The organism is Desulforamulus ruminis DSM 2154, assembly GCF_000215085.1.
GTDB lineage: Bacteria > Bacillota > Desulfotomaculia > Desulfotomaculales > Desulfotomaculaceae > Desulfotomaculum > Desulfotomaculum ruminis.
Map to the genome: position 1 here is coordinate 3,755,826 of NC_015589.1, position 12,968 is coordinate 3,768,793.

At 50.4% G+C, this 12,968-nt stretch carries 17 protein-coding genes; all 17 read right to left on the minus strand.

Features of this window, described 5'->3' with window-relative positions:
- Positions 1–285: 285 nt before the first annotated feature.
- The 17 genes from DESRU_RS18570 to DESRU_RS18650 all read right to left on the minus strand — a co-directional run bounded on the left by DESRU_RS18570 (position 286) and on the right by DESRU_RS18650 (position 12,922).
- Entirely contained in the window at positions 286–684 is a 399-nt protein-coding gene (locus tag DESRU_RS18570; RefSeq protein WP_013843633.1) for a F0F1 ATP synthase subunit epsilon, read from the minus strand.
- 2 nt (positions 685–686) lie between these two features.
- Entirely contained in the window at positions 687–2,105 is a 1,419-nt protein-coding gene (atpD, locus tag DESRU_RS18575) for a F0F1 ATP synthase subunit beta (RefSeq protein ID WP_013843634.1), read from the minus strand.
- Between the two features lie 44 nt (positions 2,106–2,149).
- Positions 2,150–3,001, minus strand: a complete 852-nt coding sequence (atpG, locus tag DESRU_RS18580) for an ATP synthase F1 subunit gamma (RefSeq protein WP_013843635.1) — start codon at positions 2,999–3,001, stop codon at positions 2,150–2,152.
- A 42-nt stretch (positions 3,002–3,043) separates the two neighbouring features.
- Complete coding sequence (gene atpA / locus DESRU_RS18585) at positions 3,044–4,549, minus strand: F0F1 ATP synthase subunit alpha (protein WP_013843636.1); 1,506 nt, start codon at positions 4,547–4,549, stop codon at positions 3,044–3,046.
- A 21-nt stretch (positions 4,550–4,570) separates the two neighbouring features.
- The gene (locus tag DESRU_RS18590; protein WP_013843637.1) at positions 4,571–5,116 is read right to left on the minus strand and encodes a F0F1 ATP synthase subunit delta; all 546 of its coding nucleotides are present in this window, start codon (positions 5,114–5,116) and stop codon (positions 4,571–4,573) included.
- Positions 5,110–5,604, minus strand: a complete 495-nt coding sequence (gene atpF / locus DESRU_RS18595; RefSeq protein WP_013843638.1) for a F0F1 ATP synthase subunit B — start codon at positions 5,602–5,604, stop codon at positions 5,110–5,112. Before atpF ends, DESRU_RS18590 begins: the two co-directional genes overlap by 7 nt.
- Positions 5,605–5,714: 110 nt before the next feature.
- Positions 5,715–5,948: a F0F1 ATP synthase subunit C gene (atpE, locus tag DESRU_RS18600; protein ID WP_011879445.1), complete on the minus strand. Its 234-nt coding sequence runs from the start codon at positions 5,946–5,948 to the stop codon at positions 5,715–5,717.
- A gap of 39 nt (positions 5,949–5,987) precedes the next feature.
- Positions 5,988–6,779 carry a F0F1 ATP synthase subunit A gene (atpB, locus tag DESRU_RS18605; protein WP_013843639.1) on the minus strand — a complete coding sequence of 264 codons (792 nt, stop codon included), beginning with the start codon at positions 6,777–6,779 and terminating at the stop codon, positions 5,988–5,990.
- On the minus strand, positions 6,776–7,234 hold the full coding sequence (locus DESRU_RS18610; RefSeq protein ID WP_013843640.1) for an ATP synthase subunit I: 459 nt from the start codon (positions 7,232–7,234) through the stop codon (positions 6,776–6,778). The genes atpB and DESRU_RS18610 overlap by 4 nt, the downstream gene beginning before the upstream one ends.
- Before the next feature lie 4 nt (positions 7,235–7,238).
- Entirely contained in the window at positions 7,239–7,469 is a 231-nt protein-coding gene (locus DESRU_RS18615; protein ID WP_013843641.1) for an AtpZ/AtpI family protein, read from the minus strand.
- A 217-nt stretch (positions 7,470–7,686) separates the two neighbouring features.
- Positions 7,687–8,841, minus strand: coding sequence for a non-hydrolyzing UDP-N-acetylglucosamine 2-epimerase (gene wecB / locus DESRU_RS18620; protein WP_013843642.1), 1,155 nt, complete (start codon positions 8,839–8,841; stop codon positions 7,687–7,689).
- A 109-nt stretch (positions 8,842–8,950) separates the two neighbouring features.
- Positions 8,951–9,262 carry a MazG-like family protein gene (locus DESRU_RS18625; RefSeq protein WP_013843643.1) on the minus strand — a complete coding sequence of 104 codons (312 nt, stop codon included), beginning with the start codon at positions 9,260–9,262 and terminating at the stop codon, positions 8,951–8,953.
- Positions 9,263–9,311: 49 nt separating this feature from the next.
- Positions 9,312–9,761 (minus strand): deoxycytidylate deaminase, encoded by a 450-nt coding sequence (locus DESRU_RS18630; RefSeq protein ID WP_013843644.1) that lies wholly within the window; start codon positions 9,759–9,761, stop codon positions 9,312–9,314.
- Positions 9,762–9,961: 200 nt separating this feature from the next.
- Positions 9,962–11,200, minus strand: coding sequence for a serine hydroxymethyltransferase (locus DESRU_RS18635; protein ID WP_013843645.1), 1,239 nt, complete (start codon positions 11,198–11,200; stop codon positions 9,962–9,964).
- Positions 11,201–11,247: 47 nt separating this feature from the next.
- Entirely contained in the window at positions 11,248–11,718 is a 471-nt protein-coding gene (gene rpiB, locus DESRU_RS18640) for a ribose 5-phosphate isomerase B (RefSeq protein WP_013843646.1), read from the minus strand.
- A 102-nt stretch (positions 11,719–11,820) separates the two neighbouring features.
- Positions 11,821–12,276 carry a low molecular weight protein arginine phosphatase gene (locus tag DESRU_RS18645; protein WP_013843647.1) on the minus strand — a complete coding sequence of 152 codons (456 nt, stop codon included), beginning with the start codon at positions 12,274–12,276 and terminating at the stop codon, positions 11,821–11,823.
- Positions 12,277–12,382: 106 nt separating this feature from the next.
- Positions 12,383–12,922 (minus strand): manganese efflux pump MntP, encoded by a 540-nt coding sequence (locus DESRU_RS18650; protein WP_041275902.1) that lies wholly within the window; start codon positions 12,920–12,922, stop codon positions 12,383–12,385.
- Positions 12,923–12,968: the final 46 nt, after the last annotated feature.

Genomic DNA, 12,968 nt, shown 5'->3' on the forward strand with positions numbered 1-12,968 from the left:
TCTTCTCCTGATAGGCATTCCTTTTAGGCCTAGTTGCTAGACTTATAAGTAAAACTTTGGGGTCCTGTTGTTAGACTGATAGGTATTCCCCTTGGGTCCAGTAGAAGTATCCTTTTTACAGGACCTATGAGCATAGCCCCTAAGTCTAGCAGCAAGACCCATAAACATTGCCCTTGAGGCTAGTAGACCCCAAAGGAATACCTACAAGTTCCAGTATTGCCACATCCTCCGCCGGAAATACAAAAAGCCAGGATAGTTCAATACTATCCTGGCTTTTAGGGCTGCTTATTCGGCAGCTTTAATTCGGTTAAGCGCCTTGGTTAGGGCAATTTCCGCCCTGGCGACATCGATCTCGGCATTTTTGGCGGCCAAGCGCTGCTCAGCGCGCTGTTTGGCCTCTTTTGCCCGCTCGACATTAATTTGATCGGCCCGTTCGGCGGTGTCAGCCAGAACAACCACTCGGCTGTTCTTAACTTCCATGAACCCACCGCTGACGGCCACTTTAAAGAATTTACCGCCCTGCTGCACTCTCATAACGCCTACTTTGAGGGCTGTTACCAGAGGAGCGTGTTCAGGCAAGACACCGAGCTCACCGGCGGCACCGGGTGCCACGATGAATTCAATCTCTTCACTGAAGACAACTTTTTCAGGAGTGACGATATCAAGGCGTTGGGTTTTAGCCATGATTAAACACCAGCCTCAATCTTTTTAGCCTTCTCCAGAACTTCTTCAATGCCGCCTACCATGTAGAAGGCTTGCTCAGGCAGGTGGTCATACTTGCCGTCCACAACCTCATTGAAGCCGCGGATGGTATCTTTCAGGGTTACATATTTACCGGGGGCGCCGGTAAAGGTTTCCGCCACGTGGAAGGGCTGGGACAGGAAACGCTGCAGTTTCCGGGCCCGGGCCACGATGAGCTTATCTTCGTCGGACAGTTCATCCATACCCAGAATGGCGATGATGTCCTGCAGTTCCTTATAACGCTGCAGTACGCCCTGCACCCGGCGGGCGCAATCGTAATGCTCTTTGCCCACTACGTGGGGGTCAAGAATCCGGGAAGTGGAATCCAGCGGATCAACCGCAGGATAAATCCCCAGCTCGGAAATGGCACGGCTTAATACAACGGTGGCGTCCAGGTGCGCGAAGGCGTTGGCCGGCGCCGGGTCGGTCAAATCGTCCGCAGGCACGTAAATAGCCTGTACCGAAGTAACGGAACCCTTGGTGGTAGAGGTAATCCGTTCCTGCAACTGCCCCATTTCAGTGGCCAGGGTGGGCTGATAACCTACCGCGGAAGGCATACGGCCCAGCAGCGCGGAAACCTCGGAACCAGCCTGGGTGAAACGGAAGATGTTGTCGATGAAGAGCAGGGTGTCGGCACCCTCTTCATCACGGAAGTACTCGGCCATGGTCAAACCGGTCAAACCTACCCGCAGGCGGGCGCCCGGAGGCTCGTTCATCTGACCGAAAACCATGATGGTTTTATCCAAAACGCCGGCTTCCTTCATTTCATGGTAGAGGTCGTTCCCTTCACGGGTACGCTCGCCTACGCCGGCGAATACCGAGATACCGCCGTGCTGCTTAGCAATGTTGTTAATAAGCTCCATAACGATAACGGTTTTACCTACACCGGCACCGCCGAAGAGACCAATTTTACCACCCTTTAGGAAGGGGATCATTAAATCGATAACCTTGATTCCTGTTTCCAGCATCTCAGCCTTGGTGGACTGATCAATCAGAGCCGGGGCAGGACGGTGAATCGGATAATATTTATCATATTTTCCAGCGGGTAATCCGTCAACCTCTTCACCCTGTACGTTCAGCAGGCGGCCCAAAACAGGGCGTCCTACGGGTACAGAGATGGGTTTACCGGTATCTACCACTTTCATGCCGCGCTTAAGGCCCTCGGCGGAGGACATAGCAATGGCACGAACACGGTTGTTGCCCAGGTGCTGGGCCACTTCTAGGGTTAAGTTTACCTCGGTGGACTTGTCGTCCTGATCCTCGGTGCGGATCTTAACCGCGTTATATATGTCCGGTAATTGGCCCGGTTGGAACTCGATGTCCACAACAACGCCGATTACCGTAACGATATGGCCAACATTCATTACGTTCTCCGACCTCCTTGCAGTCAGATTTTAAAACCTCTTGTTTATTCCAGTGCCGCGGCTCCGCCAACAATCTCGGAGATTTCCTTGGTGATGGCAGCCTGACGGGCACGGTTCAAGGACAGAGTTAATTTATTAATCATATCCTTGGCGTTCTTGGTAGCGGAATCCATGGCCGTCATCCGGGCACCCTGCTCGCCGGCCTTCGCTTCCAGCATGGCGCGGAAGACCGTTGATTCCACATAGGTGGGTAATAGCTCTGATAGGACGGCCTCGGCAGAAGGTTCGTAGATGTATTCCACCTTCGGACCCTTCGATTCCTCAGCGGGAGTCTCCACCGGCAGCAGTTTTACTGTAACCGGCCGCTGGGTGAGAACATTAACGAATTCGCTGAATACCAGAAAGACTTCGTCAAAGTCCCCGGCCACATATTTGTCCATAACAAATTTGGCAATCTCCTTGGCCTGTGAAAACTGAATATTTTCACCTAAACCAACGTAAGAAGCTGCTATATCAAATCCGCGGCGGGTAAAAAAGTCCCTGGACTTCCGTCCGACTCCCACAACAGAAGACTTGCTGCGGTCTGTTACTTCACCGGCGGCGCGGCGTAACACGTTGGCGTTAAAGCCCCCGCAAAGACCCCGGTCTGCGGTAATAACCACATAGGCGGTCTTTTTAACTTCCCGAACTTCCAGCAGCGGATGACTGGCTCCGCCGCTGGCGGCAGCCACACGGCTGAGCACCTCTCTAATCTTGAGGGCAAAAGGACGGGCGGAGGTAACGGCCTCTTGAGCACGACGCAGCTTGGCAGCAGCAACCATTTTCATGGCTTTGGTGATTTGCTGGGTATTCTTAACACTCTTAATCCGGCGCCTAATATCTTGCGCACTGGCCATCTACTCAATCACCACCTTAACTCCCCTTGACCTAAGTCTTTCCTAGGCAAAGGACTTCTTAAACTCTTCGATGGCTGCCTGTAACTTGGCATCGGTTTCGGCTTTGATTTCCTTGTCGGTCCGAATGGCCGTCAGGATATCGGCTTTGCTGGAACGCATAAAGTTAATGAAACCCTCTTCAAAGGCGCTTACCCGGTTGATGTCGATATCATCAATCAAGCCTTTAACGGCGGAGTAGATGATAACCACTTGCTCCTCGACGGGATAAGGCTTGTACTGAGCTTGCTTCAAAATTTGTACGGTTCGGGCCCCACGATTCAAACGAGCCTGGGTTGCTTTATCCAGGTCGGAACCGAACTGGGCGAAAGCAGCCAATTCGCGGTACTGAGCCAGGTCCAGACGAAGCTGACCGGCTACCTGCTTCATGGCTTTAATCTGAGCGGCACCACCAACGCGGGATACCGAGAGACCTACGGAGATCGCAGGACGCTGACCGGCGTTAAACAGGTCGGACTCCAGGAAGATCTGGCCGTCGGTAATGGAAATCACGTTGGTAGGAATATAAGCAGACACGTCGCCGGCCTGGGTCTCAATGATGGGCAGAGCGGTCAGGGAACCACCGCCAAAGTCCTCATTCAGACGGGCAGCACGCTCTAACAGGCGGGAGTGGAGATAGAACACGTCGCCGGGGAACGCTTCACGTCCGGGAGGACGACGCAGCAGCAGGGACAATTCGCGATAGGCGGCGGCCTGCTTGGACAGGTCGTCGTATACAATCAAAACGTCCTTGCCGTTATCCATAAATTCCTCACCCATGGCGCAGCCGGCATAGGGAGCCAGATAGAGCAGAGGAGACGGTTCGGAAGCGTTGGCAGCCACAACAATGGAGTATTCCATGGCGCCATGGGCTTCCAGGGTCTGAACAACACCGGCCACGGTGGAGGCTTTCTGTCCTACGGCCACGTAGATACAGATTACATTCTGACCCTTTTGGTTGATGATGGCATCCACCGCAACGGCGGTTTTACCGGTCTGGCGGTCACCGATAATTAACTCCCGCTGACCCCGGCCAATGGGAACCATGGCATCAATAGCCTTAATACCGGTTTGCAGGGGTACGGAAACGGATTTACGGGTAATTACACCGGGGGCAATACGCTCGGTAGCGCGATACTTATCGGATTTAATAGGGCCTTTGCCGTCGATGGGCTGGCCAAGCGGGTTAACAACACGACCAATTAGGGCATCGCCTACTGGCACGGAGATAATACGACCGGTACGTTTAACAGGATCGCCTTCCTTAATGTGGGTATAGGGACCCATAATAACGCAACCGATGTTATCTTCTTCCAGGTTAAGGGCCATACCGAGGGTGCCGCCGGGGAATTCCAACAGTTCCGCGGACATGCAGTCCTCTAGGCCATAAACACGGGCGATACCGTCGCCGACCTGGATAACGGTGCCCACGTCAGATACTTCTACCTGGGCCTCGTATTTGTCGATTTGCTGCCTAATGATCGAGCTGATCTCTTCAGGTCGCAAATTCATCTACTGGTTCACCCCTATCTATTAACTGGTTTTTGACATGAGGCGTGATTTGAGGGTAGCAAGACGGGTCTTGATACTGCCGTCTATAATCTTATCGCCAATACGAACTACCACGCCGCCGATCAGGGAAGGATCCACCATAAAGACAGGGTCCACTTCCTTGCCGGACAGCTTTGTCAGTACTTTCAGAATTTCTTGCTTTTGCTCTTCCCCAAGTTCAACGGCCGAGGTAATGCTGGCAGCCGCGGTATTGCGGGCTGCATTGGCCAGAGCCACAAACTCGGCGGCAATGCCGGAAAAATAGTTTTCCCTGCGCTTATCTACTACAAGACCAAGGAAATTGATGGTCTCCTGGGATACTTTATCGCCAAAAATGGCTTTTAACAGTTCTTTTTTCTGGCCGGGTAACACCTGGGGATGATACAATGCCTTTTGGAGTTCCCTGGACCCTTCAATTGCTTCCGCCACACCCTTCATTTCCTTTTCCAGGACTTCCAGGGTATTCTTGGCTACGGCAATTTCATACAGAGCCTGGGCATAACGTCTTGCCACAGCTCCTCTTAACATGGCAGATCCCCTGCCTCTTTAACAAATTTGTTAACCAGATCCTTTTGAATATCATCATTAAGTTTCTGGTCAATAATTTTGCCAGCCACTAAAATGGAGAGAGTAGCAACCTGGTCTCTCAGTTCGGAAACAGCCTTTTCCTTCTCGCGCTGGATTTCTACCACCGCAGAATCCTTTACGCGATTGGCTTCAGCCTTAGCAGCTTCAATAATTTGCTGGGCCTGTTCTTCGGCGTTCTTGGTGGCCTTGGCCATAATTTCTGCGGCCTCTTCCCGGGTACGCTTCAGTTCGGCCTGTAAGGAAGCACGCAGTTGTTCTGCTTGCTTTTTATCTTCTTCGGCGGCAGCAATGCTGCTTTCGATCAACTCCTTACGTTTTTCCAGCATGTTCATAAACGGCTTATAGGCTACCGCCCGGAGCAGGATTAATAAGACCAGGAAGTTGAACATCTGGGCTAATATCGTTCCATTAAAACCTAAGCTCTCCACAAATTCCCCTCCTTCCGTCTGGGCGGACAATAAGGAAGGCGACGGCGGGCTTGGAGTGCATTTAAGCCCGCCGTATCGCCCCTGTCCTTACGTAAAAAAAATTCTTTTGATTAACCGAGTTTACCAAACAGCATGAAGGCAAGTACTACAGCAATAATGGGGATGGATTCAATCAGACCGACAGAGATAAACATGGTGGTTTGAATGGTACCTTTAGCTTCAGGCTGACGAGCAATGGACTCGATCGCCTTGCCGGTGCAGATACCGTCACCAACAGCGGCACCCAGAGCACCCAGACCAACGGCCAAACCAGTGGCGATAGCAGCAGCAGCTCCAACTTCCATTTTTTCTCCTCCTTTCGTAAAATGTTAAAAACCTAAACCCTAATGGTCAGCATCGTGATGTGCAGCAAATTGTGAAACGTATGCGATGGTCAGCATCGCGAACACAAAGGCCTGAACAAAGCCTACGAACACTGAGAAAGCTAACCAGATAACCGACGGAATAAATCCACCAAACACATAGGCATTGATGCTGATTAGACCCAACAGTACGGCAATAAGCACTTCACCGGCAAAGATATTCCCGTAAAGACGGAAGGCCAGTGTAACCGGTCTGGCTATTTCTTCAATCAGGTGAATCACCACAAAGGGCTTAAAGGGCTGGAAATAGTGACCGATGTGCTTGCCGACACCATTGGCCTTGAGCCCGTGGTAATGAATCAAAAGTACCACGATAAGGGCCAAACCAAAGGTTGTGTTTTTATCCGCCGTGGGAGAACTTAATGTAGGAATCAGACCCAGTAAGTTAGAAAAGGCAATATAAATAAAGAAGGTCACGATAATGGGCATCATGGCCGCCCCCAGCTTGTTGCCCAGGTTGCCAAACACCTGCCCGCCCAGAAAATCCCACAACATTTCAAAGGTGGCCTGTCCCTTTCTGGGACTTCTGATATCCAGATTCCTGGTACAGCTCCAGGCAAATAATAAAACCAGTGCCATGGCGATCCAGGTCATAATCATGGTCCTGGGGCTGATGCTAAGGCCCGCAATGTGCCAGTACTTATCGTAGTCGGTAAATAACGGAATGTTCCAAAGATTCAGAGCCTGCTCTACCTGATGCAGCATATCGTGGCTTTCGCCTGCTGCATGGGCAGCTCCCGCAGCGCTACTCATGCGTTTTCACCCCCTTCACGTTGAAATGGTTTAACTTTATTATTGAGAGAATCTTGTTTTAAGATACTCTCTTTAATGACGGTGATGAAAAAGTCGGAGATAGAAAGTACCGGGGCAACAAACAAGCCTACCGCTGTGGCATTCACGCTGATACCCGGAATCTTGATCGACAACCACAGGGTGGCCATGATAATGATTAATCGGATGTAAAAACCCCTGCGCATATAAGAAATGGCTTTGCCTATATCTTTGATGGCAGCAACCTTTTTTATGCGGCGGCTCAGTAAAATGGCATTCTGCAGGCTGACCAGGGTCCCCACCAGCAATCCTTTGTAAACAGGATTACCGATGTCCAACACGACCATGAGCATAATAAAAGCTACAATAATGGCCGTTGATTTAACCGTCCGCCGCAGTTGCGTTTCCAAGCCGGGCATAATACCGGATTCCAGCATTTAATCACCCCTCGTCCTTCTTGCGAAAGGTCTCCAGGATTCGGATGACCCCCCACATACCGCCGGCCATGCCCAGAACAAGCCCCAGGAGCATCAGCCATGGATCGGTATGGAATTTGCCATCTGCCCACCGCCCTATCATGAAACCAATCACCGTGGTGGCGGCCATTTCTACACTGATGGAGGAAGCCATCGCCAAAGCTCTTAAAGGACCACCCTTTCCTTCTTCATTCATTTGGCGGGTTGATTCCTCCTTATCTTCCTTGGCTAAATACTTTATTCACAATACCCAACGGGCTAGAGTCAATATTAATTTGTCATCTAAATGGTGTTTTAGATATATCTTCTACAGAGTTGCTGTTTTTCCTCTAACCTACGGGGCATTTTAGCCAATTTTTTAAATAATTTTTTAATCTTTTAGCCATATTTATCCTTTTTTAAATAAATTTGTATTATTTTGTGGCAAAAAATTCCTTTGGAGCCTCTTCAGACAAATGAAATTTGTAACAAATGAAATCTACAATTCTTTTAGAAGCCATTCCATCGCCATAGGGATTCACCGCTTCTGCCATATCCTGGTATGTTTGGGGGTTGTTCAGCAGTTCTTTCGTTACAGATAGAACAACGCTTTGGTCCGTTCCCACCAGTTTCACCGTTCCGGCCTCAACCGCTTCAGGCCGCTCGGTGGTTTCTCTTAAAACCAAGACCGGTTTACCAAAGGAAGGAGCCTCCTCCTGCATGCCGCCCGAATCTGTAAGCACCAGGTGGCAACGCTGCATGAGATTGATGAAAGGTTCATACTGCAGCGGTTCGATCAAATGAACTCTTGGCGCCCGTTCCAGCACTTCATGAACCACGCGCCGCACCGCGGGATTTTTATGGACCGGGAAAACAACTTCCACATCTGTATGGGTTTCCACAATTTCCTTTAAAGCCAGGTATACTTCCCGCAAAGGTCCCCCTAGGTTCTCCCGGCGGTGAGTGGTAACCAGCAGAACACGTTGTCTGTCAAAATCTATCTTATTCAAAAGGGGATCGGAAAATACATAATTTTCCTTAACCGTGGCTTTCAGGGCATCAATAACCGTGTTTCCGGTGACAAAAATGTTCTCCATGTGAATGTTCTCTTTTAAAAGATTCTCCATGGCTCTTTGGGTGGGGGCAAAGTGATATTCCGCCAAGGCCCCGGTAAGGTGCCGGTTCATTTCCTCGGGGAAAGGCGAGTATTTATTATGGGTACGCAGGCCGGCCTCCACATGACCGACCGGGATCTGTCGGTAATAGGCGGCCAGGGCGGCCACAAAGGTGGTGGTGGTATCTCCATGAACCAGTACCAGGTCCGGGTTGCAATCCATCAGCACGTCCTTTAGACCGTTCAGAGCCCGGGTAGTAACATCGTACAGGGTTTGCCCCTCCTGCATAATGTTCAGATCATAATCCGGAACAATATGAAACAGTTCCAACACCTGGTCCAGCATTTCCCTATGCTGGGCGGTCACTGCCACCAAAGATTTAATTTTATCCGGATGGCTGTTCAGTTCTTTGACCAACGGAGCCATTTTAATGGCCTCAGGACGAGTGCCGAAAATAGTTAGAATTTTTATCATTTGGATAATCCTCCGGAGTTTTGCCTTTTGAGCTTTTCAATGGGCCAAGTTGCCGGCTTTATCGGCTTTTGGTCCTGCTGCAACAGGACTCAGAAATGCATCTTTGAGCCTAAAGACCAAGATATCCCTTTCTGACCAACTTTTCTACATGTTCTTTCCGGGCTTGGTCAATGTCTACACCATAGTACTCTTCCAATACAAACATCATGCTGACAGCGGTTTGGGCGACATCCAGGAGTTCTTCGGTAATGTGTTCCATAACTTCTTTTTCTTCGTGTCGGGACCGTTCACCACTCATCCCACGGAATTTACCGATGGCTTGAGCCAATTCCCCGGCTTCCTCCATCAATTTCAAAGCGGTAGATTCCATGGTAGGCGAAAGATTGTTCAGCCTGGGCAGGGCAATATTTTTAGTGTTCATGGTTGTACCTCCTGGGTCATGCTTTGGGGGCTAATTTCTAGGCTAAAAACTAGTCATTTACAGAGATGCGTATAAGCTCTACGCCGGCTTCGTTGAATATCTCCAAGGATAATTCATCGGGGTAATCGCCGGCAAAGATCACTTTTTTTATTCCTGCATTAACAATCATCTTGGAACACATAACACAAGGCTGGGTGGTTACATAGATCATACTGCCTTGGATGGCTGTGCCGTGTACAGCGGCCTGGATAATGGCGTTTTGCTCCGCGTGGAGGGCCCGGCAAAGCTCGTGGCGCTGGCCTGAGGGAATACCCAGCTTCTCCCTCAGGCAGCCCCTCTCCATGCAGTGAGCCAGCCCCGCCGGCGCACCGTTATAACCGGTGGCCAAAATACGGTTATCCTTTACAATGGCCGCGCCCACTTTACGACGCAAGCAGGTGGAGCGGGAAGCCACCACCTGCGTTATTTGCATAAAATATTCTTCCCAGGAAGGACGCATGCTTAGCACCTCCTGTGCTTCTTTTAGGCTATGGGGTAATTCTTTGGGGTCAGTTGCTGGACTTAAGAGAAATGCTCATGGGTCCTGTTGTTAGCCTTAAAGGTAATACTTATTGGTCCTGTAAAAAACGGTACTTTTACTAGACTCAATGAAACCACCCATAAGTCTAGCAACTGGACCCACAAGAAATTCCCGCAAGTCTAGTACAGCGGATATTTATCACACAATTCCTTCACCATAGTCCGGGCCTGGTCTTGGGCAGCGGGGTTGTCTTTACCCTTAAGGCTCATGCTGATGATTTCCGCCACCGTGTCCATTTCCGCTTCCCGGAAGCCCCGGGTGGTAACGGCGGGTGTGCCCAAACGAATTCCACTGGTGACAAAGGGCTTTTCAGGATCGAAAGGAATGGCGTTTTTATTGCAGGTTACATGCACTTCATCCAAAAGCTTTTCCGCTTCTTTACCGGTAATGCCTGTTCCCCGGAGATCAACCAGCATCAAGTGATTGTCGGTGCCTCCGGAAACCAGATTAAAGCCCCGTTTCATCAACCCGCCGGCCAGAGCCTGGGCATTGTTGATAATTTGCTGTTGATAAGTCTTAAACTCCGGCTTCAGGGCCTCCCCGAAGGCAGCGGCCTTGGCGGCGATGACATGCATCAGGGGACCGCCCTGGGAACCGGGGAAAATGGCTTTATCAATTGACTGGGCATATTGTTCTTTGCATAAAATCATACCGCCCCGGGGACCCCGGAGGGTCTTGTGGGTGGTGGTGGTCACTACGTCGGCATAGGGCACCGGGCTTTGGTGCAGTCCGGCAGCCACCAGCCCGGCAATGTGGGCCATATCTACGAAGAAGTAAGCCCCAATCTCCCGGGCAATTTCAGCCATGGTTTTAAAGTCAATGGCCCGGGGATAGGCGCTGGCTCCCCCGACAATCATTTTGGGCTTTTCCTGCAGGGCGATTTGGCGCAGTTTATCATAATCAATTCTTCCGGTTTGCTCTTCAACACCATAGGATACAACGTTAAAATATTTGCCGGATACATTAACCGGGCTGCCATGGGTGAGGTGCCCGCCGTGGGCCAGATTCATGCCTAAAATTTTATCCCCCGGTTGCAGCAGGGCAAAATATACGGCAAAGTTGGCCTGGGCGCCGGAGTGGGGCTGTACATTGGCATGTTCGGCTCCAAATATTTCTTTGGCTCGGGAAATAGCCAGGCTTTCCGCCATATCCACAAACTCGCAGCCGCCATAATAGCGCTTTCCCGGATAACCTTCCGCATATTTATTGGTCAGCACCGAACCCTGGGCCTCCATAACAGCCGGGCTGACGAAATTTTCCGAGGCAATCAATTCAATATTCCTGCGCTGGCGTTCCAGCTCCAATTCTATTGCCCGGGCCAGTTCGGGATCGGCCTGGGTGAGGGTATGTGAGTTCATAAGTTTTCTCTCCTTATTTCAGTTTTATATATTTTTATACACTTTAGCTAAACCTGGCTCCCCGGGCAATACTTCTTCTCGATTTCCGCAATTTTAGCCACTCGTTTAGCATGCCGGTCACCGGCAAATTCAGTATCCATAAAGGCCTGTACAATCTCTTTGGCCTTTTCCAGGTCCAGAAATCTGGAGCCTAGGGTAAGAACGTTGGCATCGTTATGCTCCCGGGCTAAAGTGGCAATTTCAACATCAAAAACATTGGCCGCCCGAATACCGGGTATTTTGTTTACTGCAATAGCCATGCCCACGCCGGTCCCACAAATAAGGACCCCGCGCTGGCAGATCCCTGAACGAATCTTTTCCCCCACCGCCAGGGCGAAATCCGGATAATCGCAGGATTCGGTGCAATGGCAGCCGGCATCCTCCACTTGAACACCCAGGGCTTTCAGGTATTCTCGAATTTGTTCTTTCATTGCAAAGCCAGCATGATCGCTACCGATTACGACAGAAAGACTTTTCAACCGTTCTACCTCCATGTATTAAATAAATATTGGGGTTCTCCAAGAAAGCTTGCTTTTCCTTTATTTCAAAATCAAATTTAACCAATCACAAAGTTTCTGTTGTTAGTCAGTCTTGAGCCGATCCAGAACCTTCCGGATTAATGCTTGCAGGTTTCCGGCACAGCGGCGATATTCCTCAACCGAACCACCAAAGGGGTCCGGTACATCGCCGGGAACACCTGCATACTGGCCCAGTATATGGACCTTGTCTGCGGCTTCCGGCATCATGCTCAGCACCTGCCTGCGGTGGCTTGCCGTCATGGTAAGAATCAGATCCGCTTCCATAATCATTTCTCTGGTCAGTAAAGTGGCCCGGTGCTGTGAAAGCTCAATGCCCATTTCAGCCAGGATTTCTATAGCCTGGTTTGCTGCTTTATCCCCCGGCAGAGCCAGGGTACCGGCAGAGGCAAATACCAACCCTTGGCTACCCAGTTCCTGTGCCGCCTTCCTGGCTAGGCCCTCCGCCATACTGCTGCGGCAGGTATTCCCTGTACAAACAAAAAGAATTTTTTGTTGCATGAGTTCACTCCTCGGTTTTATTATTCCCGGAGTTGTTTGTCAGCATAAGAAAACTGCCCATCAAAGATGGACAGTTCTTTCTTCTACAATATATTCCCTTTTTCCTTCAAAAAAATAGTTTTATGCCAATTCCCGCCAGAATGATTCCTCCAATTAATTCTCCTTTGTTGCCAATCCAGTCTCCCACCGTTCTGCCAAGGGTGAGTCCGGCAAAGGTCATTCCCCCGGCTACCAGGCCAATCATTCCGGCAGCCAGCGCCAGGGAAACCTGCTGGGTCCCCAGGGTAAAACCCACGCTGAGGGCATCCAGGCTGACACTGGCCGAAAGCAACAACAGTCCCCCGGTGTTGGTAATGATAAATTTGGGCTCATCTTCTCCGGGTCTCAAAACATCCCAGATCATTTTTAAACCCAGATACACCAGCAACGCCGCCCCGGCAATGCTGGCCGCCCGGCCCATTTTACTGCCTAAATACCCTCCGGCATACCAGCCCAGCAGCGGCATAAAAATATGAAAAATCAGCACAGTGAGGCTAACAATCATAATTTGCCTGCGTGTAACCCCGGCCATACCAATCCCTACACACAGCGAAAAGGCATCGGACCCCAAAGCCACTGCCAAAGCCAGGAGAGTTGCTAAAGACAACAATAACACCGTCCTCTTAAGTGCATGTATATTTCTTGGAGGTTGG

Excerpts from the sequence above, each read along its gene's own strand:
- DESRU_RS18570 (WP_013843633.1), bottom strand. The coding sequence starts at position 684 with ATGGCTAAAACCCAACGCCTTGATATCGTCACTCCTGAAAAAGTTGTC.
- atpD (WP_013843634.1), bottom strand. The coding sequence starts at position 2,105 with ATGAATGTTGGCCATATCGTTACGGTAATCGGCGTTGTTGTGGACATC.
- atpG (WP_013843635.1), bottom strand. The coding sequence starts at position 3,001 with ATGGCCAGTGCGCAAGATATTAGGCGCCGGATTAAGAGTGTTAAGAAT.
- atpA (WP_013843636.1), bottom strand. The coding sequence starts at position 4,549 with ATGAATTTGCGACCTGAAGAGATCAGCTCGATCATTAGGCAGCAAATC.
- DESRU_RS18590 (WP_013843637.1), bottom strand. The coding sequence starts at position 5,116 with ATGTTAAGAGGAGCTGTGGCAAGACGTTATGCCCAGGCTCTGTATGAA.
- atpE (WP_011879445.1), bottom strand. The coding sequence starts at position 5,948 with ATGGAAGTTGGAGCTGCTGCTGCTATCGCCACTGGTTTGGCCGTTGGT.
- atpB (WP_013843639.1), bottom strand. The coding sequence starts at position 6,779 with ATGAGTAGCGCTGCGGGAGCTGCCCATGCAGCAGGCGAAAGCCACGAT.
- DESRU_RS18610 (WP_013843640.1), bottom strand. The coding sequence starts at position 7,234 with ATGCTGGAATCCGGTATTATGCCCGGCTTGGAAACGCAACTGCGGCGG.
- DESRU_RS18615 (WP_013843641.1), bottom strand. The coding sequence starts at position 7,469 with ATGAATGAAGAAGGAAAGGGTGGTCCTTTAAGAGCTTTGGCGATGGCT.
- wecB (WP_013843642.1), bottom strand. The coding sequence starts at position 8,841 with ATGATAAAAATTCTAACTATTTTCGGCACTCGTCCTGAGGCCATTAAA.
- DESRU_RS18625 (WP_013843643.1), bottom strand. The coding sequence starts at position 9,262 with ATGAACACTAAAAATATTGCCCTGCCCAGGCTGAACAATCTTTCGCCT.
- DESRU_RS18630 (WP_013843644.1), bottom strand. The coding sequence starts at position 9,761 with ATGCGTCCTTCCTGGGAAGAATATTTTATGCAAATAACGCAGGTGGTG.
- DESRU_RS18635 (WP_013843645.1), bottom strand. The coding sequence starts at position 11,200 with ATGAACTCACATACCCTCACCCAGGCCGATCCCGAACTGGCCCGGGCA.
- DESRU_RS18645 (WP_013843647.1), bottom strand. The coding sequence starts at position 12,276 with ATGCAACAAAAAATTCTTTTTGTTTGTACAGGGAATACCTGCCGCAGC.